The sequence below is a fragment of the Achromobacter sp. 10T422 genome, from assembly GCF_056394065.1.
Genome location: NZ_JBFTHD010000013.1, coordinates 162,303 through 182,201, shown reverse-complemented (window position 1 = coordinate 182,201; position 19,899 = coordinate 162,303). Strand labels below are relative to the sequence as shown.

The following is a 19,899-nucleotide window of genomic DNA, read 5'->3' as shown; positions in this document are numbered from 1 at the left end:
CCGCATCCTCGCGCCCGGTGGTGGTGCGATTTACCATGCTGATACCTCGGCCCGCCGGGCCTGCTCGCGATATTTCCATGGTAGTAGGGCGGTGCTGCGCCGATTGCGACCAGTTGCAAGTATTCGAAAACTTTAGTGGACGGTATCGAAAATTTACGCTTCTCGCCGTCAGAGTGACTATTCTCAATCTCATGCAAACGCGCGCGCACATGTCGCGCCGCGCAGGGCAATACGGAGAAGCTATGCCACACCTGCTAATCGTCGACGACGATGATGCGATTCGGGAAACACTGGCCGAGATGGGCCGCGACAGCGGCTTTTCGGTTGCGGTCGCGGGCAGCGTCAAAGACGCGCTGATTCAGCTCGAGCGCCAAGCGCCGGATCTGGTCCTGACCGATGTCCGTCTGCCGGGCGGCAATGGCATGGACATTTTCAACAACGTGGCGATCGCCAGTGCCGAAGTCGTTGTGATGACGGGGCACGGCTCGGTCGACTACGCGGTGCAGGCGTTGCGCCTGGGCGCCAGCGATTTCCTGGTCAAGCCCATCTGCATGGAACGGCTCAATGAAATCCTGACCCGCGTCGTCACCAATGCCGGCGGGGATTTGCCCGGTATGCCGTTTGAAGAGCCGGGACGCTTTGGCAAGCTGTTCGGCCAGTCTGAGCGCATGCTGGAGCTGTACCGGCAACTGGGGCGCGTGGCCCCCACCAATGTCACGACCTTGCTGATCGGCGAAAGCGGTACGGGCAAGGAACTGGCCGCCCACGCGATTCATGAACTGAGCACGCGGCGCCAACGCCCGTTCATTGCGGTGAATTGCGGCGCGATCTCTCCGAACCTGATCGAAAGCGAGATGTTTGGGCACGAACGGGGCAGCTTTACCGGCGCCGATCGTCAGCACAAGGGCTATTTCGAACGCGCCGATGGCGGCACCTTGTTCCTGGACGAAGTCACCGAAATGCCGTTGGACTTGCAGGTGAAGCTGCTGCGCGTGCTGGAGACCGGGCGGTTCATGCGGGTGGGAACCAACCGCGAAATCAGCTGCGACATCCGGATCATCGCCGCCACCAATCGCAACCCCGAGCAGGCGGTGCAGGAAGGCAAGCTGCGCGAAGATTTGTACTACCGGCTTAGCGTGTTCCCCATTCAATTGCCCGCGCTGCGCGAGCGCGGTGACGACATCCTGTTCCTGGCGCGGCGCTTTTTGCAGGCCCAGAACCAGGAATCGGGCAAGAACAAAGCGTTTTCACCGCAGGCCGACGAGGTGCTCAAGCAATACGAATGGCCGGGTAACGTGCGCGAGTTGAAGAACTTCGTGCGCCGCGCCTTCATTCTGGCCGACGGTGATGTGCTGGACGTGGATATGCTGGCGCCGCATGTGTCGCCGGGCGGCGACGCGGACGCTGCGCAGGTCAGTGTGCCCGTGGGCGAAACGCTGGCTGAAGCAGACCGGCGCTTGATCCTGGCCACGCTTGAACGCTGCAATGGCGTGAAGAAGCAGGCGGCGTTGATGCTGGGCATCAGTCCGAAGACGCTCTATAACCGCCTGGAAGAATATGCGGCGGCCGGGTATGCGCTGCCAGGTGAAGACGCCGGCGGCGCGCGCAATACCCGGAATTCCGCATAAGGTCTTTCGGAAGAGGCCCCGGAATTCCATATAAGGCCTTTCTCGGCTGAGGCTCCCGAAATCCACATAGGGCCTTGCTGAACTGAGGCGGCAAGCATCGCGCCGCCGCCTCGACCCGCCTTACTTGCCGTGGCGCGTCTTCAGGTCAGCCATACACGCGTCTTTGGCGTTACCCGACATGGCGTCGCATTTTTCCTTGCCCACCTTGTAATCGGCGTCGTTCTTGACTTTGGCGGCGTCATGGTTGGCTTCGGCCTTTTCCTTGCCCGCCTTGGCATCGGCCTTCGCCTTGTCGCGATTGGCTTCGGCCTGCTGCTGGCAAACGTCCTTTTGATTGCCCTTCATACCGTCGCACGCCTTTTTGTCCATCTTGTATTGATTGTCGATCTGATCGTTCGTGCGAACGGGCGGAGAACCGCCTTGCGTGGTTTGCGCGGACGCTTGGAACGCCACGGCGGACAGGCAGAGAGCGATGGCGGGGCAAACGGTTCTGGACAGATTCATGACTGACTCCTTTGGATATGGGTCCGGGTTAGGCTGGACCTCAACCACCCCTTAGCAAGCGCCGTTCCCGCGCGGGGCCAGGCACGGCCCAGGCACGGCACTTGCGCCACAGCCTGCGCATGACGCCATATGGAGAAAGAGATGGAACCGCACTCGCGCAGTGATCAAGTGAATGACTCGGCCAACGGCCAGGCCAGAAACCCTGCCAAAAACCCGGCCAACGACCCGGCAAAACCCCAGGCCAACACGCCTACCGATGACACCGACACCGCGCATCGCAGCGGCCAGTTCGGTGCGGACAAGCCGGAGTTTGGCAAAGCGCCGCCGGCGAGCAAGCGCCACGCGGACAAACAACCCAACCAGCAGGGACCGGAGTACGAGGAAGGCGGGCAGTACCCGGGCAAGCGGCCCGAGGGGAAGTAAAAAAAGCCGGGCGCCTTGCCCGGCTTTTTTCAATCAGCCGTTCCGCCATTGCGCACCGGGTTGGGCGGTGAATGGGAAACGCCAGCTTCGTCTTCGCCTGTGACGCGGTCGGGTGCGATATCGCGGCCATCGTCGTCGCGCAGGTTGGGGTCTACGCTTTCGCGATCGCCCGTGGCCTGGGAATCGCTGTCCGTGTGGGCCATCCCGGGAGGCAGGTCGCTGGCGGAATCAGACGAATCGCTGGGGCCTAGATCCGGGCGCCCGCTCGGGTCCAGCTCAGGGAAATCGGGGGGTGGGGTGCGTGACATGGCGGTCTCCGGGAAGGTGAAGGCAGAAGCCTGGGCAGGACGCCCGTGCTTGCACCTACCCAGCAATCGTCGTGCCGCTTCAAGGCGGGTATGGCAATTGCTGGCCTCGGATAAGCAAACCGCAGGACAAAACGGGAGATCGCCATGTCACTAATCGTCGCTGCACGATTTCAAACCTTCGACCAGGCCACGGTGGCCGCACAGAAGCTCTTCGCGGAAGGCTTCACCGAAGACGATGTGCACACCTTCTATATCAATTCGGCGGGTGAGCATGGCCGCTACCCCTTGGGCGGTGACCGGCTGGCAGACCCGGATTCAAAGGGCGGGCACCTGGGCGCCGTCGCGGGCGCGTCGGTGCTGGGGCTGGTGTTCGCCTTGGCAGGCGGCTTGATCGCGGCGCGTGTGGCCGCGTCGATCTTTGTCGTGATCGCGGCGGCAGGCGTCGGGGCCTACCTGGGTGCGTTGGCGGGCGCGCTTTGGATCATCGGACGGAACAAGCGCAAGGCGGCCAACACACCGCGCGCGCAAGAGGTGCACCCGGCGGTAAGGCCGGCTGGCGTGATGCTGGCCCTGCACGTGGCCCCGGGCCAGGATGCGTTGGCGCGGCGCGTGCTTCGTGAATCTGGCGGCCGCGACATCGAGCGCGCACAAGGCCGCTGGCAGGGCGGCAAGTGGGAAGACTTTGATCCGCTCAAGCCGCCGCACCCGGTTGAGGAAGCGTCCACGCTGCCTTGATCGCGGGGCGCCCCGCGCGTTTCGAAGGTCGAAGGGTGCACGCAATTCCAATTCTCGTTGCGGCGGGTTTGGGCACGCCGCTTGCTGTAGAGGGGCAGGTGCTGGCGACAGCGCCACTAACCTATCAACGCGATGAAAAGTGAGAAAGCCATGAACAAGGACCAGGTGAAGGGCAGAGTCAATGAGGCCGTTGGCAAGGCGAAAGAAGTCGCTGGCAAAGCGACCGGCAGCACGTCCACCGAATTGAAGGGGACGGCGCAAAAGGTGGCCGGCAAGACGCAGGCCGCTTACGGCGATGCCAAGGACAAGGTCGAAAAGTCGTAAGACGCACTTGGCCAGTACAAAAAAAGCCGGGGAATGCCCCGGCTTTTTTTTGGCGCGTGCGCGGCGGCGGGCTTACTGCCGTCCGACAATCACGCCGAACAGGAATGCTGCGCCCGCGACCAGCCCAACGGCTTGCCAGGGGCGAGCGTGGATGTATTCCTCGGTGCAGTCGATGGTTTCGCGCATCAGATCGCCGGCATTTTCAGAGGCCTCGCGCAGGCTACTTCGCGTGGCCGCTAACTGATCGGCCAGGCGCGCCTTCAGCGCATCAAGATCGCCGGGATCGGCATCACGCAAGGTCGCTTCAATTTCATCGATCCAACTTTCCGGATGGCGTGCGCGCCTGCGCAACCCACGATTATCCGGGCCATTCTCGGGGAAATCGGAAGGCAGAGGGGTGTTCGTAGAGGCCATCTGAAAGCTCCTGGCAGTCGGGCGCAATATCCGCCAGCGCGATCCGGCCCGTGCGGCCGCGTGGCGTGCCGAGGCGTCAAGCCTCGAGCATGTCTTGGCAAGCCAGCGTGCACGCCAGGCATGCCCCGGCGCAAATCTGGCAATGCTCCATGTCCTGGTGCGGGGCGCATGCGCGGGCGCAGGCATCGCAGACCAAGGCGCACAAAGTACATAGCGCGGTAGAAAATTCTCCGTCACGCGCCAGCATGGCGGCGCACAAGCGGCACACGCTGGCGCAATCAATCGCCAGGCTGATGCAGCGCTTCATGCGAGCCGCGTTGATCTCCAGGCTGGTCGCGGCACACTGGTCACATGCCACCGCGCATTCGTAGCAGGCTTGCACACATTGCTCGAAGTTTGGGTCTCGCATTGCATCTCCTTGTGAGTGCCCAGGGTGGCCGGCCAAGGCGTGTGCGAGCTTGCCCGGCCACATCCGCTTGCAATTTGAAGTGGGTGCCAGTGCTCTGACGCGGCAGTTGGCCGTAGGATGAAAACTCGAAACCAGGCAGGAGACCCCCATGACATCCCGATCCGATTCGAAACCCGCTGCTTCCGCCAAGCAGGCGGCGCCTGTGCAGGACAACGCTAAGATACTGCCCCCGCAGGGTCCCGTCGACGTGCCAAATCAACCGGTTAAACCAGACGCCTCGACACCCGACGAAGCGGCGCGCGACAAGCGTGCGGTGGTGGATAACCAGACCGAGTCGAACTGGGCCGACGGGGCCGCGCCGCAGCCGCGTGCGAAGAACGCGCGCTCATCCTTGTTCTGATCAGGCCGGGGCGGCGGGCGGCAGCTTCTGAAGAAACGCCAACAGCCGCCGCTCGCTGGCATCCAGTCCGCGTGGCCCGGCTGGCGCGCGCGCCTTGGCGGGCAAGGCGCCGGCCAGATAGGCGTCCAGCACGGCGGGGTGGACATAACATGCCCGGCATACCGCAGGCGTGTTGGCCAAACGCTTGGACACGTCCTTGATCACGTCGACGACCGTCTGCTTGGCCTGCGCGTCGTTCTCAAACGGCCGGGCTTGCAGCGCGGCGTAGGCCAACACGGAACCGGCCCAGGTGCGATAGTGCTTGGCGGTGAAATCGCCGTCGCCCGCCGCACGCAGGTACGCATTGACGGCCCCTGAATCCACCGGGTGTTTGCAGCCATCTTCATCGAGGTATTGGAATAGCTGCTGCCCCGGAATTTCCAGGCAGCGCTTGATGATGCGCGCCACGCGGCGGTCTCTGACTGTCACGTCATGCGGCACGCCGCTCTTGCCTTGAAAGCGAAACCGGAACTGGCTGCCGGCTACGGTGGTGTGCCGCCGCGTCAACGTTGTCAGGCCATACGATTTGTTCTCGCGCGCGTATTCCCGCGCGCCGATGCGGATTAGCGTGGTTTCCAGCAAGCGCACCAAGGTGGCAATCACTTTCTCTTGCGCCAACCCCGGCGCCTGCATATCCCGGGCGACCTGGCGGCGAATGCGCGGCAGCGCCAAACCGAAGGCCAGCAGATTCTGATATTTGCCCGCATCGCGCATCGTGGCCCAGGCGGGGTGATACCGGTATTGCTTGCGTCCGCGGGCATCGCGCCCAGTCGCTTGCAGATGGCCATGGGGAAGGGCGCAGATCCACACATCTTCGTAGGCGGGCGGAATGACCAGGGCATGGATGCGGGCGATTTCGGCGGCATCCTTTACCCGCTTGCCGTGCGCATCCACGTAGTGGAACGTGCTGCCGTTGACGCGAACGCGCCGGTAGCCGGGCTGCGAGTCGTCTACATAAACCAGCGGAGGTTCGACGGCGGCGCAAAGGGCCGGTTCGGCGGGCGATATGCGGGTATCCATTCGTTCTCCGGCTGCGTTGGGCGGCTGCACGGGGTGGCTGTAATAGCGGCTGCTTGGACGGCTGACCAGGCTCTGGCGCTTAGCAAGTTCTAGCAAGCGGCGTGCCATCCGACGCTTTCCCGCAGGGCGGCGGGGCTTGGGCACGGCGCTTGCTGAAGGGTCGGGCAGCAAGACAAAGACCCGAAGCCCTTTAAGGAGAGTGCCATGCAAGACTCAATGCAACTACATGTGCCGCCCAAACCCGACCCGATTCCGCCCGGATCGCCGCCGGGTGATTTGCCGGTGGAACCGGATACGGATGAGCCGGAGGTGGACCTGCCGCCGCTGTCTCCCCCAATCAGGGAAATTGATCCGCCCAAGCGTTGATGCCAGTGATGCTGGATCTCGCCCTTGAATAAAACGAATCAACAAGATCGAAGTCCGTAAATTCGTATCACCAAGATCGAATCACCAAGATCAAATCAAACAAGACGAGGAGTCATCATGTCGACCATCCTGCTGATCATTCTGATCCTGCTGCTTATCGGCGCCGTGCCCGCTTGGCCGCACAGCAAGGGCTGGGGCTATTACCCCAGCGGCTTGCTCGGCATCGTCGTGATCGTGCTGATCGTGATGCTGCTGATGGGGCGAATATAAGCGCCTGACGGTTGACTGACGGCGGCTTGCCACGCGGCAAGCCGGGTCAGACAACTTGGTTTACCGGGAATGGTCGCTCGCTGGACGGCGGGTGGCGGTACCGGGTAGCGAAGGGGCGGGACGAGGCGTAAGATTTCCCCGCCTTGATACCGACCTTCGCTCACCCCGTTACGCCAACATGACCATTCCCTTATTGATTTTGATCGACAGCGTGCATGACCATCTGCCCGCCATTGAAGCCCGCGGCTTTCACGCCGTGTACGCTCCCACCGCCCAGGCTCGCGCGGACGCAATCGCGCAACATGCGGACGATATCCGCGTGGTGTTGACCCGCGGCGCCACAGGTTTTCGCGCCGACGAGATGGCGGCGCTGCCCAAGCTTGAGCTGATCTGTTCGCTTGGGGTGGGCTACGAAAATATTGATCTGGCCGCCGCCGCCGCGCGCGGCATCATTGTCACTAACGGCCCCGGTGCCAATGCGGTGTCGGTGGCCGACCACGCCATGGCGCTGCTGCTGGGCGCTGCGCGCCATCTGCCCCAAGCCGACGCCTGGGTGCGTCAAGGCCACTGGAGCGGGTTCATGGGGCCGCAAGTCACCGGCAAACGGCTGGGCATTTTGGGCCTGGGCACCATCGGCCTGGAAATTGCCAAGCGCGGCGCCAATGGCTTTGGCATGAGCGTTGGCTATTACAACCGGCGCGCACGCCCGGAATCCGGCTACACCTATTTCGATAACGCGCGCGATCTTGCGGCGGCGTCAGACTTCCTGGTGGTGGCGACGCCCGGCGGCGCGGGTACGCGTCATCTGGTGAACGCTGATGTGCTGGATGCGTTGGGCCCCCAGGGCTACCTGGTGAACATTGCGCGCGGCAGCGTCGTGGATACCGACGCATTGATCGCCGCGTTGGCCAACGGCCGCATTGCGGGCGCGGGGCTGGACGTGGTGGACGGCGAACCCACCATTCCCGATGCGCTCAAGGCGTTGACGAACCTGGTGCTGACGCCGCACAGCGCCGGCCGTTCGCCCGAAGCGGTCGAAGCCACCGTGACGTTGTTCCTGCAAAACGCCACGGCGCATTTCAGCGGCCAAGCCGTGCTGACGCCCGTGTTGGACGCGCACGCCGAAGCCGCCTGATCGCGGGCTTAGTGCGAGAACATGATCGGTACGGTCATGCTCTTCAGGATAGAGGCGGTGGCCCCGCCCATCGCCCATTCGCGGAACTTGCTGTGACCATAGGCGCCCATGACGATCAGGTCGGCGCTATGGTCGGCAGCGGCGTTCAGGATGGTGCTGCCCACGCCAACGCCCTTGATATCGCGGCGCACGTGGTCGGGTGCCGGCATGCCCTGGGCGACGCAGTAGGTGGCCAGGTCTTCAAACGGCACGGCTTCGCCTTTTGACGAGGCGCCGCCTTCGTCCATGGTCAGCACCACCAGACGCGACGCCAGACGCAACGCGGGTGCGGCGTCGGCCAGTGCGCGGGCGGCTTCACGGCTGCCGTCCCAGCACACCAGCACGCGCTCGCCCACGGCGGAAAAATTCCCGCTGGAAGGCAGCACCAGCACGGGGCGGCCCGCGGTCAACAACATCTGTTCAACAAATTCGGTTTCGTGCGCGGCTTCCACGTCGTCTGGGTTGAACTGGCTGACGATGACCAGGTCGCTCGTGCGGGCGTAGAGAGCCACGCTGGCGCTGGGCGAGGCCTCTCCGGCGCGCACCACAGCCGGCACATCGGCGGCGGCGGCCGCTTCCAGGAACGCGTTCTGAACCGCGCCCCGATTTTGCGCCTGGATTTCCTTCATCACGCTCAGCGTGCGCGACATCAGCACGGATTCGCCGTAGTAATACTGTGGCGGTGCGGCGCTGGCGTAGATGCCAACGAGCTCGGCCTTGTGGCGCTTGGCGAGTGACAGCGCCAATGCCGTGCGGCGGGTGCAATCGAATCCGTGGTCCAGATGGACGGAAATGCGGCGATACATGGCGGCCTCCTTAATAAGCGTTCCATATCTGCATGGTTGCGCTTTCCGTGAAGGCCGCTATTGATGCGTATCAAGCCGTCTTGATATTGCCGGGGCCGGGTCAAGATATGGCCGGGGCAGGGTCAATATATGGCTAGGGCCGGGTCAAGACATGGCTAGGGCCGGGTCAATATATCGCTGGGGCCGGCTGAAGGTCTGGCTATCGGGCCGGTTCTTTTTCGATGCGGTCCCGCAGTTGTCGAACCTGGCGCGCCTGCTGCGCGATGCGGTCCAGCGGCCCGGCCAGCGCCGGGTCGGCCGCTGCAAGCGCGGGCGGCACCGCCAGTTGGCGCGGTGGCACATCCTGGGCGCCGTCCTGCGGATGCAGCGCATGCGCCAGGACCAGACCGTATTCGCGTAGCGCGTCCGCAGCCGGTGCTTGCGCGGGAAGCGCTGGCTGGATTTCCAGTACGGTGCCTGCCGCGGTGATCCGCCGCATGGCGTTCAGCAAATTCACGGCCGTGTCCACGTTGCGGTCGCGGTGCACTGGGTTTTGCTGCAAGCGCTGCAACGAGGCCTCGGCGTTGTCGGCAGACAGGCAGGCCAGGCGGCGCAGTCCGACGATGTCCGGCTCGCCTGGCGCATCCGGCTCGCCGCTTTTCTGCCGGATCAGCGCCAAGGCGTAGGCGGCGTGGCGTTCCAGTGCGCGGGTCAGGGCGCCTGCCAATTGGCGGGGTTCTTTTTCCGGCCACACCAGAAAGCCCACCAGCAAGGCCAGGATGCCGCCCAGTACGCTGTTGAACGCGCGCAGCGCAGCCAGCATGGGTTCATAGATATCCGGCTGCTGAATATGGCTGACCAGCACGAACTGCGACGTCAGAAAGAATGTGAACAGCGCGTAGTGAATCGTGCGGGCCGCGAATGTGCCCAAGGCAATGGGCAGTACAGCCAGCGCAACCGACAACGGTGTGCTTAGCAACAGGCCCAGCAGCGACGCGCCAATAGCGCCGGCCACGCTGCCGATCACGCGTTCGACGGTGCGCTGCCAAGTGGTGGCGAAGTACGGTTGCAGGATGAACACCAGCGTCAACGACATCCAATAGCCGTGGTTGACGGCGAACGTCTTGGACAAGGCCACGGCGATGGTCGCGCCGATGCCTACCCGCAACGCGTGGCGGAACGCGTCGGACTCGACGCCCAGGTTTTGGCGCAACGTGCGCCAGGCCTGGCGCGCGCGGCTGCTCACGGCGGGGCCTTGCGCGGGCGCGGCAGGGGCGTCGCCCTGGTCGAACAGGGCCTGCATCACGGATTGCGCGGTGTGCAGCAGGCGGTCCAGCACCGGCACCACGGTGGCCAGATCGGGCGCATACGCCATGGCGCCGCCGCGCAAGTCGTGCAGGCCCGCGCTGTAATGGGCCAGCCGTTCGCGCAGGCACTCGGCCTGCTTGGCGTCGCTGACGTCCGACGTGCTGGCGATGGCGTTGCAGACGCTGGCGTAGCGGTGCAGCGCATGGGACAGGTGCGCGCCGGCGCTGCGGCCCAGCCAGCGCGGCGCATTGGATTCCAGCAGGTCCGCCGCCGCAACCAGGGCGATGAAGCTGTCTTCGGCGCTGTCCAGTAAATACATCAGCTGGTGGGCGCGGGCGCGCCGCGACGGGCGGGTGTCTTGCACTTCGCGGATGCGAACGCGGGCGGCTTCCAAGGCCGCGCGCTGGGCGCTGCGTTGGGGCTTGGTGACGGCCGTCCAGGCTTGCGGCCCGGCGGCGGGCGTCAAGCCTGAATACATGCGCGCCAGCGCGTCGGCAAAATCGGCCAGGCCACGATAGCAATGCGCAACGGCATGGGTGGCGTCCTTCCAGGGGCGGCGGCGCCAGACCAGCGCCGTCATCAAAATGGCCCAGACGGCGCCGGCCAGGAAGAACAGCGTGTAGGACAGGCTTTCAGTGAGTGTCGGCGCGGGTAACTCGGCGGCGACGACGAAGCCGGCTGACAGCAGCGTGCCGACAATGGCGGCCGCCGGCCCCAGCACGCGCAGCAGTCCGCCAAACGTGCAGCAGATGAACGTCAGCGGCAACAGCAGCCATAAATGCCCGGCGCTGGCGCTGGCCAGAAAACAGAAGAGGGCGCCAATCAGCCCCAACGCCAGCATGGAGCCGGCACGTTGCCGCAGCGGGCCGCCGGGGTCGCCGAAGCAGGCCCAGAACGCCGCGATGGCGGTCCAGCCCAGGCGCGGCTCGTGCGCCAGCACGGCAAGAATGACAGGGGCCGCGCTGATGGCGGCGGCTTGCAGGGCGTCCAGCCACAGGATATTGCGCAGCGATGCGCGCCAACGGGAAAGCAGATTCGTCACGCTGATCTTGAAGCAGCAATTAGGCCCGAAGGCCGAAAGACGCAAACCCTACCATGTCGACAAGGCGTGCGCGTGGACGTCGGCATAACGTATGGTTACATCCATGTGACCTTACGACATCATTTGTGCAAAATTGGCTGGAACAATTGCGCAAAATGGCATAAAAAACACTAGCGGTTCAGCGCGCCGAATTATTCGTCGGCGCGCTTGCGGTAAGCCCGAAGTGAATACTCATGTCCCAATGTGCCTCTATCTGCGCCCGGACAGCGCAGGCCATTTATCAGAGGCGCGCGAGGAGCGTAGACATGACGCCGAATCACGAGGCTTCCACGAGCTCGGTGGTCAGCGATGACGAAATCGCGGCCATGGTGGCAGGTAAAGAGGGATTGCGGGTGCTGTTGCAGCCGCAGATGGATTTGCTGACCGGCAAGATCGTGTCGGCGGAAGCACTGGCGCGATGGCAGCATCCCCGCTTGGGGCTGGTCATGCCTGCTGAATTCATCCCCGCCATCAATCGCATGGGCCTGGACCGGCATTTGTTCGAACGGGTTTGCCTGCGAGTCATCGACATGCTGTTGACGATGCGCCGCGCCGGCGTGGCGGTGCCGATTGCCGTCAATGCGCCCGCCACCACCTTGTCAGATGAAAACGCCGTGAATTTTTTGCTTGACCGCATTCGCGCGGCCGAGCTGCCCGCGTCTTTGGTGCGTATCGAACTGACCGAAGACGAACCCATCAAAGAACTGGATGTGCTGCGCGCCTCGCTGTTGAAGCTGGAAGAGGCGGGCTGCGAGGTCAGCCTGGACGACTTTGGCACGGGCCACGCATCGCTCAAGCTGCTGTCGGCCATTCCGTTGTCTGAAGTGAAGATCGACCAATATTTCGTCACCCGCATGCGGCGCAGCGCCGTGGCGTTCGAAGTCTTGCGCTCGGCGGCCGAACTGGCTACCCGCATGGGCTGGCGCGTCGTCGCCGAAGGCGTGGAAAATGTGGCCGACGTGCCTGCCTTGCGCGCTGCGGGCTGCCGTTACGGCCAAGGCTATGCACTAGGCCGCCCGATGCCGCTGGACGCGTTGATGCTGCGCCTGCGCAGCCAACGCGACGGCGTCGAGCCCTTGTCAGCGCCGGCCAGTTACGCCTCGTCCTGGCTCGAGGCCTTTGACGGCAGCGAAGCCGAACCGGTAATTCCGAAGGGCGTCGTCACTCAATAAGGGCATCTTCACCCCTCAAAGGCGTCGTCACTCAATAGGGCATCTTCATCCCATATGCGCGCTGCCACCCCGTAATGGGCAGCGCTGGCGGGCGGGGCGGTAATTCTTACCGGCGCCGGCACGCCGCTCACCCCGAAGAAACGGGGCCGCTCAGAACCTGCATCCTTTTCCACCCCTAAACGGCGCTTGGGCACGTCAGTTGCTACCCCTGATAGCGCGGGAGTCCTTTCCGCCTACTAGGAGACTTGTAATGTCCAACCAGAATCAGCCGGACCAGCAAAAGCAGCCCCAAAAGCAACAGGCCCAGGAAAATCCCAAGGACCGCAACCAGCCGGGTCAGCAGCCCGGTCAAGCCGGCCAGACCGCCGACAAGGGTCAAGGGCAAGCGGGCCAAAATCCGGGCCAGCAAAACAAGACCCAACGCTAGCATCTTGATCGCGCCTTGAGTCCGCATACCGGCAGCGCGTATCCCGGCGGCCCCGTCCGTGCCAGCAAGCGCGGACGGGGCCGTTTGCATTGGGGACGGCTTAGCTGCCATCATCCTTTTTGGCCATTGAAACTTGCCGCGCGATCTCTGACGATGCGCTGTTGACCTTGCACCTGTCCTCCCCAATCCATCCAGGAACTCTATGAGCACGAACGCCGTTGCGCCACGCCAGCGATCCGCCTTGGGCACCACGATGGGGGTGCTGCTTGTGCTGATTGCGCTGGCTGCCGTGCTGGCGTTCGCGGCAACCCGCATCGTCGAGCAGCGTATTGCGGGCATGCTCGGGCCGCGCGGGCAGGTCGCTGACATCCAGGTGGGATTTCGCCAAGTCGTGCTGACGGACGTCAACGTGCCCGGCTCGGCCAATCAGACTGCGGTGCGCGCAAAGCGCGTCGTGCTGGAGCCGGAGTGGTCCGCCTTCTTGCGGCATGAAGCCGTGTTCAAGTCGGTGGTGGTGGAAGGGTTCGATTTTTCGGTGATACGTGACGCGGACGGCGACATGCAGATTGCCCCCGCCTTGCAAACCGCGCTGCACTCGGGCGACGGCGGCGATGGTAAATCGCGGCGGCCCATGCCGATCCACATGGGCGAGCTCATCCTGCGCGACGGCCGCCTGGATTATCTGGACGCCGCGGTCGCCAAGCCCCCGCATCGCATCCCCTTTAAAAATGTACAGGCCCGATTGAACCCCGTCGCGATCCCGGGCGATGGCACGCAGAGCGACTTTGAATTCAATGGAGTCGTCGAAGACAACCGCAACGGCGAATCCACGGTCCATGCGCAGGGCTGGCTGGCCGTGGGCAGCACGGACGCCGATATGAAGGTGGCCGTGCGCAATATGGATATCCGCCATGCCGCGCCGTACTTGTCGGCAAACGGCGCCGGCACGCTGACGGGCGGCACCATGGATCTGGACATGACCACCAAGATCGCCAAACAAGAGCTGCGCGCCGCAGGCACGGTGGCCTTGCGCGGTTTGCAGTTCAGTGGTGATGGCTCGCTGTTTTCGTTGCCGCGCAAAGCGGTGTTGGCCGCCATGAAAGACAAGTCTGGCGTGCTGCGCTTCGAGTTCGCATTGCGTGGCAGCCTGGACAACCCCAAGTTCTCGGTGACGCGCGGCTTCGCGGCGCAAGTGGCGCGGGGCTTCGGGCGTGCGATCGGTATCGGCGCGGAAGGCGCGGCGGAAGGGGTGAGCGGCGCGGTCAAGGAATTGGGCGACGCCATATCAGACATGCTCAGCCCCTGAAGTGCGGCGTGAGCAGCAGGCGCAAGCAGCAGGCGCAAGCAGCAGGCGCAAGCGGCAGGTGCAAGCGGCAGGTGCAAGCGATGCCGCGCGGGCCGCATGAGCAAATGAGGAATCGGCATTTCCCGGCGCTGGGGCGCAGACCTATCATCGGCAGCTTGTCTTATCCGAACTGCCGAGCCGTCTCATGCGCACCCCGTCCCAGCTGCCCCCGTCGTCATCGCGCCCCTTGCTGCAGATCAAGAACCTGACGGTAGACCTGCCGCCGGGTGCCGACCGCCAGCATGCGTTGAAAGACGTATCCCTGACGATCAATTCCGGCGAAATCCTTTGCGTGGTGGGGGAAAGCGGATCGGGGAAATCGCTGACCGCGGGCGCCATTCTTGGCCTGCTGCCGCAGGACGTGCGCGCGAGCGCCGGCCAGATTTTGTGGCAGGGCGAACAAGATCTGCTGCGTCTGCCTGCTGAAGCCATGCGGCGTTTGCGCGGCCAGGGCATTGGCATGATCTTCCAAGAACCGATGACGGCGTTGAACCCGCTGCGCACCATTGGCGACCAGATTGCCGAGGTGTTTCGTACGCATACCCGCCTGGGCCGCGCCGACATCCGCGAGCGGACGCTGGCCCTGCTGGAGTCGGTGCGGCTGCCCGAACCCGCGCAGGCGCTGGAGGCGTACCCGCATGAATTGTCGGGCGGACAACGCCAACGCGCCATGATCGCGATGGCGCTGGCGCTGGAACCCGCATTGCTGATTGCGGACGAGCCCACCACCGCACTCGATGTGACCACGCAGGCGCAGATTCTGCATTTGATCCACGACCTGCAACGCCGCAAAGGCACGGCGGTGCTGTTCATCACGCATGACTTTGGTGTCGTGGCCGAGATCGCTGACCGGGTGGCCGTGATGCAGCGCGGTGTGCTGGTGGAAAGCGGCACGGCCGAACAAGTGCTGGAGCACCCGCGCCACCCGTACACCTGTGCGCTGATCGCTGCCGTGCCGCCCTTGGAACCGGCTGCGGCAAGAGCAGGCAGCTTCGACGATGCGCCGGTCATTCTCAGTACCGACGCGCTGTCCAAGACCTACCGCAAGCGCGGCTGGCTGGGCCGTGCGGGCCGAGTAACGCATGCGGTCGACGGCGTGTCCATCACGCTGCGCGAAGGCGGCACGTTAGGCATCGTGGGGGAAAGCGGGTCTGGAAAATCCACGCTGGCGCGGACCTTGCTCGGTCTGGTGCCGCCCGATGCGGGCGCCATCACGCTGGCGGGCAAACCGTTGGTGTTCAAGGGTGGAAGCGCCCATCGAGACCATGCACGGCGCGTGCAGATGGTGTTCCAGGACCCGTATGGGTCATTGAACCCGCGTCAGCGCGTGGGCGAAATCGTGGCGCAAGGCCCGATGGTGCACGGCACGCCACGGCGCGAAGCCATGGCGCGCGCCGCCGAATTATTTGAACTGGTGGGATTGTCGGCGGACGCCATCCGTCGTTACCCGCACGAATTCTCCGGGGGGCAACGGCAGCGCGTGGGCCTGGCGCGCGCGCTGGCGATGCAGCCGCGCGTGCTGATTGCGGACGAGCCCGTTTCGGCGCTGGACGTGTCGGTGCAAGCGCAGGTGCTGGCCTTGCTGGCGCGGCTGCGCGACCAGTTGGGCTTGTCCATCGTCTTCATCACGCATGACTTGCGCGTGGCCGCCCAGGTGTGCGACCACATCGCGGTCATGAAGAGCGGCCGCGTGGTGGAATCTGGCGTGTGCGCCGACGTGTTCCGCCAGCCCGCCCACCCCTACACGCAAGCGTTGCTGACGGCGGTGCCGGGCAAGAAGTGGAACCCGGCCGAAGTCACGCTGCGCCTGGCGGCCTGAGGCGGAGCTGCCAACTGCAAGCCGCAGACTCAAAGCCGCAGACTCACAGCCAAAGACTCAAAGCCGAAGACTCAAGGCCGAAGACTCAAAGCCGAAGACTCAAAGCCACAGACTCAAAGCCACATCAATGCGCGCCCGGTGCTGCCGGCGCGCCATGCTTGCCCACGAGCGTCGCGCTGGCTTCATTCAGCCCGATGACGTCCACGGCCCGGCCGGCGCGGCGCAGTTTGGCCACAGTCTTCTCCAACGCGTCCACGGCCGAAATGTCCCAGAAGTGGGCGGCCGACAGATCAATCACCACCGTCTTGACCGGCTCGTGGAAATCGATGGCGGCCGCAAAGCGGCTGGCCGATGCAAAAAAGATCTGCCCCGCGTAGCGGTACGTGCGCGTGGCGCCGTCTGCCGACAGGTGCGACGTGACGTTCAGCATGCGCTTCACCTTGCCGGCAAAGAACAAACCGCTCAGGACCACGCCTGTGAACACGCCCCGGGCAAGGTCGTGCGTCCAGAGCACCACCAGCACGGTCGCCAGCATCACCACCGACGACTGCCACGGATGCGAGCGCAGGTTGCGGAACGAGCGCCAGTTGAACGTGCCAATCGACACCATGATCATCACCGCCACCAGCGCCGGCATCGGAATGCGGGCCACAAGCGGCCCCAGCACCACAATCAGGAACAGAAGGAACGTGCCCGCCACGAAGGTGGACAAGCGGGTGCGTCCGCCCGAACGCACGTTGATGACCGACTGGCCGATCATGGCGCAACCGCCCATGCCGCCCAGAAAGCCCGTGACGATATTGGCGATGCCCTGGCCCTTGCATTCACGGCGTTTGTCGCTGTGGGTATCGGTCATGTCATCGACGATTTGCGCCGTCATCATGGATTCCAGCAGGCCCACGGCGGCCATCGTCACCGAGTACGGCAAGATGATGCGCAGCGTGTCCAGCGTGAACGGCACGTCGGGAATCATGAACGAGGGCAGGGCCGACGGCAGTGTGCCCATGTCGCCCACCGTGTTGACGTCCAGCCCGCCGTAGATCGACACCGCGGTCATGGCGATTATGGCCACCAGCGGCGACGGCACCGCCGTGGTGACGCGCGGCAGCAGGTAGATGATGGCCAGCGCGCCCGCGACCATGGCGTAGGCGACCCACGTCACGCCAGTCAGTTGCGGCAATTGCGCCATGAAGATCAAAATGGCCAGCGCGTTGACGAAGCCCGTCACGACGGAGCGCGACACGTATTGCATCAGCAAGTCCAGCCGCAAGAAACCGGCCGCGATCTGCACGACGCCCATCAGGACGGTGGCGGCGAACAGGTAGCCGATGCCGTGCTCGCGCACCAGCGGCGCAACCAGCACGGCGACTGCGGCCGTCGCCGCCGAGATCATGCCCGGGCGGCCGCCCGTGAAGGCGATGATCAACGCAATGGAAAACGAGGCGTACAGCCCGACGCTGGGGTCGACGCCAGCGATGATCGAAAAGCCGATGGCTTCAGGAATGAGGGCAAGCGCGACAAGAATGCCCGCCAGGATGTCGCCACGCGGATTGGACATCCAGCGGCTGCGAAGCTGCAAGAAAAAAGACATGTGTGGGCTCGGAATGCGTCCGAGATCGCTTGGAGTTGTCCGAGGGATAGGCGCCCGGCCGAGCCACCCGGCATGCCGGGTCCACGAGGACCGCGATGTCGGTCCGCCACCTCCGTTGCAGAGGCGGCGGGCGGAATTGTACACCCCGTCGTACGGGCGGGAGAGGGCCTTAGGCGGGGTGCTGGCGGGTCTTAGAAGCGGTAATTCGCGCTGAGCTCCACGCGCCGGCCTTCACCCACCAGCCATTGCGTCTGGTTGTAGTAAGCGGTTTCCGCGTACTGGCGGTCAAACACATTGAAGGCGCGCAGCGCCAGGCTCAGGTCGCGGCGTGGTTCCCATTGCAGCGCCAGGTTGGTGGTGGTGTAGCCCGCCATTTCCAAGCGGTTGGCCGCGTCCGCATAGCGCTTGCCCACGTAACGCACGCCCGCGCTGGCCGTCCATTGCGGCGCGAACTTCCAGCTGAGCCAGGCATTGGCCACGCGCTCAGGCACATCGGTCGGCACATTGCCATTGCGCGAGACCGACACGCCGCCCACCGATTCGTTGAAGTCGTCATAGCGGGCGCGCAGCGCCACGGCGTTCAAGTCCAAGCGCCAGGCCGGAGTCAGTTCCACACCCAGCGTGGCCTCCACCCCGCGCGACGATTGCTCACCGACCTGGATGCGCAGCGCCGGGTCGTTGGGGTCGCGCGTGACCAGGTTGTTCTTCTTGATGTGATAGGCGGCCAAGGTCCATTGGCCCTTGTTGTCCCAGAAGGTCTGCTTCACGCCGATCTCCAACTGCTTGCCTTGCGAGAGCTCGTAGTTCTTATTGGCGGGCGACAGCAGCAGCAGGCTGCCGATGGGGTCGGCGGCCTGGGCGTATTGGGTATAGACCGACACCGTGGGCAGCACGTCGTACACCGTCCCTACGCGCCAGCCTACGTTGCTGTAGGTGGTGCGAAAGGCGGTTTCGTCGGCAACAAGATCGCGGCGCTTCAGGTCGATATGGTCATAGCGCAACCCGGCCAGCACCGACCAGCGCGAGTTCAGCATCAAGCGGTCTTCGGCAAAGAACGCGTACTGGCTGGCCGTGTTGCGGTACCGCGGCGTGGTGCCGGCGATGTTGATGAAGCGGCCATGGTCGACGTCATACGGGTCCACCAGCGACGTGCCGGAATAGGGCGAGTTGTTGGTGTGCTTGAGCGAGGCGCGGTTCAGTTCGAACCCCACCGCCACCTTGTTGGCCAGGCCGAACAGATGCCCGTCAAAGGCGGCGTCGGTGACGGTGCCCACCTGTTCCTGGTCGTGGCGGATTTCGGTGTAGCCACTGCGCTCGATCATGCCGCCCGGCACCCATGCGTAGTTTTCGGCGTCGCGGTAGTCGCGCTTGCTGCCGATGGCGTAGATGCGGCTTCTGACAAGGGTTGCGGGGTTGGGCGACCATTCCGCCTTCAGCTCGGTGCGGCTGTCGCGATAGATGATCTTGCTGTCGGCGACGTTGTAATTGTGTTTGGCTAGCCCGTAATCCAGGGTGCCATCGGCCAGCGGGGTGCCGAAGTAGCGGGTGGGCTCCTGCCACGCATAGGCCTGCGTCAGCGTAAAATTCAGCTCGGGCGACACGTCCAGGCGCACCGCGGCGGTGATGGCCGCGTCGCGTGAATCGCCCAGGCTGATGCCGGAATCGGTGTGGTTGCCGCTGACGTCCAGCCGGTATGACCACTTGTCGTCCAGCGCGCCGCCGCTGCCAAAGCCGAAGCGCTGGGTATCGTGCGTGCCCACGGCCGTCATGAATTCGTTTTCGATGGGGCCGCGCGTGGGCTTCTTTGGAATCACGTTCACGACGCCGCCGATGGCGCCTTCGCCATACAGCACAGAGGCGGGGCCGCGCAGCACTTCGATGCTGTCCACGGCCCAGGGGTCATACATGAACGTTTGGCCGACGCCGCCGTACTGGCGCACGCCGTCATACAACTGGGCGACCGAATTGGAATCCGTAAACCCGCGCGATGACAATGACGAGCCGCCGTTACCCGGGTGGCGCATGGCGGTGATGCCGGCGGCCTGGGTGATGGCGTCGGTGACGGTGGTGGCGCCGCGCGCACGCAGCTGTTCGTTGCTGATGATCTCGATGCTGGCGGGCGTCTCGAATGGCGTCAGGCCCAACAAGGTGCCGGTGGCCGATGGCGCGAGCAAGGTCGGCGATGGCGTGTCGCCCGACACAGAAATGGCGGGCAGGGTGGCGACGGGCGCCGTTTGGGCATGCAGGGCAGATGACGTGGAAAAAACAGAGGCGAGTGCCGTCCAGACGGCCACGCGCCGCTTCAGGACGCAATGCGCCCCGGCGGGATGAAAAGACATGAGTGCTCTCGGTAAGCG

At 64.3% G+C, this 19,899-nt stretch carries 21 protein-coding genes and 1 other annotated feature; of the genes, 12 read left to right on the top strand and 9 right to left on the bottom strand.

Features of this window, described 5'->3' with window-relative positions:
- Window positions 1-242 precede the first annotated feature (242 nt).
- Window positions 243-1,628, top strand: coding sequence for a sigma-54-dependent transcriptional regulator (locus AC1DB0_RS28375; RefSeq protein WP_476758441.1), 1,386 nt, complete (start codon window positions 243-245; stop codon window positions 1,626-1,628).
- A gap of 120 nt (window positions 1,629-1,748) precedes the next feature.
- Here the strand turns inward: AC1DB0_RS28375 and AC1DB0_RS28370 are convergent, their stop codons facing one another.
- Window positions 1,749-2,132 (bottom strand): hypothetical protein, encoded by a 384-nt coding sequence (locus AC1DB0_RS28370; protein WP_054422137.1) that lies wholly within the window; start codon window positions 2,130-2,132, stop codon window positions 1,749-1,751.
- A 141-nt stretch (window positions 2,133-2,273) separates the two neighbouring features.
- Here AC1DB0_RS28370 and AC1DB0_RS28365 point away from each other — a divergent pair, with 141 nt between their 5' ends.
- Complete coding sequence (locus AC1DB0_RS28365; RefSeq protein WP_245636280.1) at window positions 2,274-2,555, top strand: hypothetical protein; 282 nt, start codon at window positions 2,274-2,276, stop codon at window positions 2,553-2,555.
- A 29-nt stretch (window positions 2,556-2,584) separates the two neighbouring features.
- Here AC1DB0_RS28365 and AC1DB0_RS28360 read toward each other — a convergent pair whose 3' ends face one another.
- The gene (locus AC1DB0_RS28360; protein ID WP_054422138.1) at window positions 2,585-2,863 is read right to left on the bottom strand and encodes a hypothetical protein; all 279 of its coding nucleotides are present in this window, start codon (window positions 2,861-2,863) and stop codon (window positions 2,585-2,587) included.
- A gap of 144 nt (window positions 2,864-3,007) precedes the next feature.
- Here AC1DB0_RS28360 and AC1DB0_RS28355 point away from each other — a divergent pair, with 144 nt between their 5' ends.
- Both AC1DB0_RS28355 and AC1DB0_RS28350 read left to right on the top strand, forming a co-directional pair.
- Window positions 3,008-3,598, top strand: coding sequence for a hypothetical protein (locus tag AC1DB0_RS28355; protein ID WP_054422139.1), 591 nt, complete (start codon window positions 3,008-3,010; stop codon window positions 3,596-3,598).
- 150 nt (window positions 3,599-3,748) lie between these two features.
- Complete coding sequence (locus AC1DB0_RS28350) at window positions 3,749-3,922, top strand: CsbD family protein (RefSeq protein ID WP_054422140.1); 174 nt, start codon at window positions 3,749-3,751, stop codon at window positions 3,920-3,922.
- A gap of 72 nt (window positions 3,923-3,994) precedes the next feature.
- Here the strand turns inward: AC1DB0_RS28350 and AC1DB0_RS28345 are convergent, their stop codons facing one another.
- Both AC1DB0_RS28345 and AC1DB0_RS28340 read right to left on the bottom strand, forming a co-directional pair.
- Window positions 3,995-4,336, bottom strand: coding sequence for an ElaB/YgaM/YqjD family protein (locus AC1DB0_RS28345; RefSeq protein ID WP_054422141.1), 342 nt, complete (start codon window positions 4,334-4,336; stop codon window positions 3,995-3,997).
- A 76-nt stretch (window positions 4,337-4,412) separates the two neighbouring features.
- Entirely contained in the window at window positions 4,413-4,745 is a 333-nt protein-coding gene (locus tag AC1DB0_RS28340; RefSeq protein WP_054422142.1) for a four-helix bundle copper-binding protein, read from the bottom strand.
- A gap of 148 nt (window positions 4,746-4,893) precedes the next feature.
- On the opposite strand from AC1DB0_RS28340, the gene AC1DB0_RS28335 reads away from it, so the two are divergent.
- Complete coding sequence (locus AC1DB0_RS28335; protein WP_054422143.1) at window positions 4,894-5,145, top strand: hypothetical protein; 252 nt, start codon at window positions 4,894-4,896, stop codon at window positions 5,143-5,145.
- On the opposite strand, the gene AC1DB0_RS28330 is transcribed toward AC1DB0_RS28335, so the two are convergent.
- Entirely contained in the window at window positions 5,146-6,204 is a 1,059-nt protein-coding gene (locus AC1DB0_RS28330; RefSeq protein WP_476758440.1) for a DNA topoisomerase IB, read from the bottom strand.
- A 204-nt stretch (window positions 6,205-6,408) separates the two neighbouring features.
- Here AC1DB0_RS28330 and AC1DB0_RS28325 point away from each other — a divergent pair, with 204 nt between their 5' ends.
- The 3 genes from AC1DB0_RS28325 to AC1DB0_RS28315 all read left to right on the top strand — a co-directional run bounded on the left by AC1DB0_RS28325 (window position 6,409) and on the right by AC1DB0_RS28315 (window position 7,975).
- The gene (locus AC1DB0_RS28325) at window positions 6,409-6,570 is read left to right on the top strand and encodes a hypothetical protein (protein ID WP_175168948.1); all 162 of its coding nucleotides are present in this window, start codon (window positions 6,409-6,411) and stop codon (window positions 6,568-6,570) included.
- A gap of 117 nt (window positions 6,571-6,687) precedes the next feature.
- Entirely contained in the window at window positions 6,688-6,840 is a 153-nt protein-coding gene (locus AC1DB0_RS28320; RefSeq protein ID WP_006222114.1) for a DUF3309 domain-containing protein, read from the top strand.
- Between the two features lie 178 nt (window positions 6,841-7,018).
- Entirely contained in the window at window positions 7,019-7,975 is a 957-nt protein-coding gene (locus AC1DB0_RS28315; RefSeq protein WP_476758439.1) for a 2-hydroxyacid dehydrogenase, read from the top strand.
- 8 nt (window positions 7,976-7,983) lie between these two features.
- On the opposite strand, the gene AC1DB0_RS28310 is transcribed toward AC1DB0_RS28315, so the two are convergent.
- Window positions 7,984-8,820, bottom strand: a complete 837-nt coding sequence (locus AC1DB0_RS28310) for a universal stress protein (protein ID WP_441372157.1) — start codon at window positions 8,818-8,820, stop codon at window positions 7,984-7,986.
- 199 nt (window positions 8,821-9,019) lie between these two features.
- Window positions 9,020-11,149 (bottom strand): FUSC family protein, encoded by a 2,130-nt coding sequence (locus AC1DB0_RS28305; protein WP_476758438.1) that lies wholly within the window; start codon window positions 11,147-11,149, stop codon window positions 9,020-9,022.
- A 305-nt stretch (window positions 11,150-11,454) separates the two neighbouring features.
- On the opposite strand from AC1DB0_RS28305, the gene AC1DB0_RS28300 reads away from it, so the two are divergent.
- The 4 genes from AC1DB0_RS28300 to AC1DB0_RS28285 all read left to right on the top strand — a co-directional run bounded on the left by AC1DB0_RS28300 (window position 11,455) and on the right by AC1DB0_RS28285 (window position 15,951).
- Window positions 11,455-12,360 (top strand): EAL domain-containing protein, encoded by a 906-nt coding sequence (locus AC1DB0_RS28300; RefSeq protein WP_054422148.1) that lies wholly within the window; start codon window positions 11,455-11,457, stop codon window positions 12,358-12,360.
- Between the two features lie 250 nt (window positions 12,361-12,610).
- Entirely contained in the window at window positions 12,611-12,787 is a 177-nt protein-coding gene (locus AC1DB0_RS28295) for a hypothetical protein (RefSeq protein WP_175168944.1), read from the top strand.
- Window positions 12,788-12,989: 202 nt separating this feature from the next.
- On the top strand, window positions 12,990-14,093 hold the full coding sequence (locus AC1DB0_RS28290; RefSeq protein ID WP_476758437.1) for a DUF748 domain-containing protein: 1,104 nt from the start codon (window positions 12,990-12,992) through the stop codon (window positions 14,091-14,093).
- Between the two features lie 184 nt (window positions 14,094-14,277).
- Complete coding sequence (locus tag AC1DB0_RS28285; protein ID WP_342065440.1) at window positions 14,278-15,951, top strand: ABC transporter ATP-binding protein; 1,674 nt, start codon at window positions 14,278-14,280, stop codon at window positions 15,949-15,951.
- 124 nt (window positions 15,952-16,075) lie between these two features.
- Here AC1DB0_RS28285 and AC1DB0_RS28280 read toward each other — a convergent pair whose 3' ends face one another.
- Both AC1DB0_RS28280 and AC1DB0_RS28275 read right to left on the bottom strand, forming a co-directional pair.
- Window positions 16,076-17,542, bottom strand: a complete 1,467-nt coding sequence (locus AC1DB0_RS28280) for a SulP family inorganic anion transporter (protein WP_476758436.1) — start codon at window positions 17,540-17,542, stop codon at window positions 16,076-16,078.
- A 33-nt stretch (window positions 17,543-17,575) separates the two neighbouring features.
- Window positions 17,576-17,628, bottom strand: a sequence feature (sul1 is cis-regulatory element that is thought to sense ions involved in sulfur or methionine metabolism; They are found in Alphaproteobacteria).
- A gap of 105 nt (window positions 17,629-17,733) precedes the next feature.
- The gene (locus AC1DB0_RS28275) at window positions 17,734-19,881 is read right to left on the bottom strand and encodes a TonB-dependent receptor (protein WP_476758435.1); all 2,148 of its coding nucleotides are present in this window, start codon (window positions 19,879-19,881) and stop codon (window positions 17,734-17,736) included.
- Between the last annotated feature and the right edge of the window lie 18 nt (window positions 19,882-19,899).

What these genes read in the sequence shown, in the direction of transcription:
- AC1DB0_RS28345 (WP_054422141.1), bottom strand. Translation starts at nt 4,336, where the DNA reads ATGGCCTCTACGAACACCCCTCTGCCTTCCGATTTCCCCGAGAATGGC.
- AC1DB0_RS28300 (WP_054422148.1), top strand. Translation starts at nt 11,455, where the DNA reads ATGACGCCGAATCACGAGGCTTCCACGAGCTCGGTGGTCAGCGATGAC.
- AC1DB0_RS28310 (WP_441372157.1), bottom strand. Translation starts at nt 8,820, where the DNA reads ATGTATCGCCGCATTTCCGTCCATCTGGACCACGGATTCGATTGCACC.
- AC1DB0_RS28340 (WP_054422142.1), bottom strand. Translation starts at nt 4,745, where the DNA reads ATGCGAGACCCAAACTTCGAGCAATGTGTGCAAGCCTGCTACGAATGC.
- AC1DB0_RS28280 (WP_476758436.1), bottom strand. Translation starts at nt 17,542, where the DNA reads ATGTCTTTTTTCTTGCAGCTTCGCAGCCGCTGGATGTCCAATCCGCGT.
- AC1DB0_RS28355 (WP_054422139.1), top strand. Translation starts at nt 3,008, where the DNA reads ATGTCACTAATCGTCGCTGCACGATTTCAAACCTTCGACCAGGCCACG.
- AC1DB0_RS28315 (WP_476758439.1), top strand. Translation starts at nt 7,019, where the DNA reads ATGACCATTCCCTTATTGATTTTGATCGACAGCGTGCATGACCATCTG.
- AC1DB0_RS28350 (WP_054422140.1), top strand. Translation starts at nt 3,749, where the DNA reads ATGAACAAGGACCAGGTGAAGGGCAGAGTCAATGAGGCCGTTGGCAAG.
- AC1DB0_RS28320 (WP_006222114.1), top strand. Translation starts at nt 6,688, where the DNA reads ATGTCGACCATCCTGCTGATCATTCTGATCCTGCTGCTTATCGGCGCC.
- AC1DB0_RS28335 (WP_054422143.1), top strand. Translation starts at nt 4,894, where the DNA reads ATGACATCCCGATCCGATTCGAAACCCGCTGCTTCCGCCAAGCAGGCG.
- AC1DB0_RS28275 (WP_476758435.1), bottom strand. Translation starts at nt 19,881, where the DNA reads ATGTCTTTTCATCCCGCCGGGGCGCATTGCGTCCTGAAGCGGCGCGTG.
- AC1DB0_RS28375 (WP_476758441.1), top strand. Translation starts at nt 243, where the DNA reads ATGCCACACCTGCTAATCGTCGACGACGATGATGCGATTCGGGAAACA.
- AC1DB0_RS28325 (WP_175168948.1), top strand. Translation starts at nt 6,409, where the DNA reads ATGCAAGACTCAATGCAACTACATGTGCCGCCCAAACCCGACCCGATT.
- AC1DB0_RS28285 (WP_342065440.1), top strand. Translation starts at nt 14,278, where the DNA reads ATGCGCACCCCGTCCCAGCTGCCCCCGTCGTCATCGCGCCCCTTGCTG.
- AC1DB0_RS28295 (WP_175168944.1), top strand. Translation starts at nt 12,611, where the DNA reads ATGTCCAACCAGAATCAGCCGGACCAGCAAAAGCAGCCCCAAAAGCAA.
- AC1DB0_RS28330 (WP_476758440.1), bottom strand. Translation starts at nt 6,204, where the DNA reads ATGGATACCCGCATATCGCCCGCCGAACCGGCCCTTTGCGCCGCCGTC.
- AC1DB0_RS28360 (WP_054422138.1), bottom strand. Translation starts at nt 2,863, where the DNA reads ATGTCACGCACCCCACCCCCCGATTTCCCTGAGCTGGACCCGAGCGGG.
- AC1DB0_RS28290 (WP_476758437.1), top strand. Translation starts at nt 12,990, where the DNA reads ATGAGCACGAACGCCGTTGCGCCACGCCAGCGATCCGCCTTGGGCACC.
- AC1DB0_RS28370 (WP_054422137.1), bottom strand. Translation starts at nt 2,132, where the DNA reads ATGAATCTGTCCAGAACCGTTTGCCCCGCCATCGCTCTCTGCCTGTCC.
- AC1DB0_RS28365 (WP_245636280.1), top strand. Translation starts at nt 2,274, where the DNA reads ATGGAACCGCACTCGCGCAGTGATCAAGTGAATGACTCGGCCAACGGC.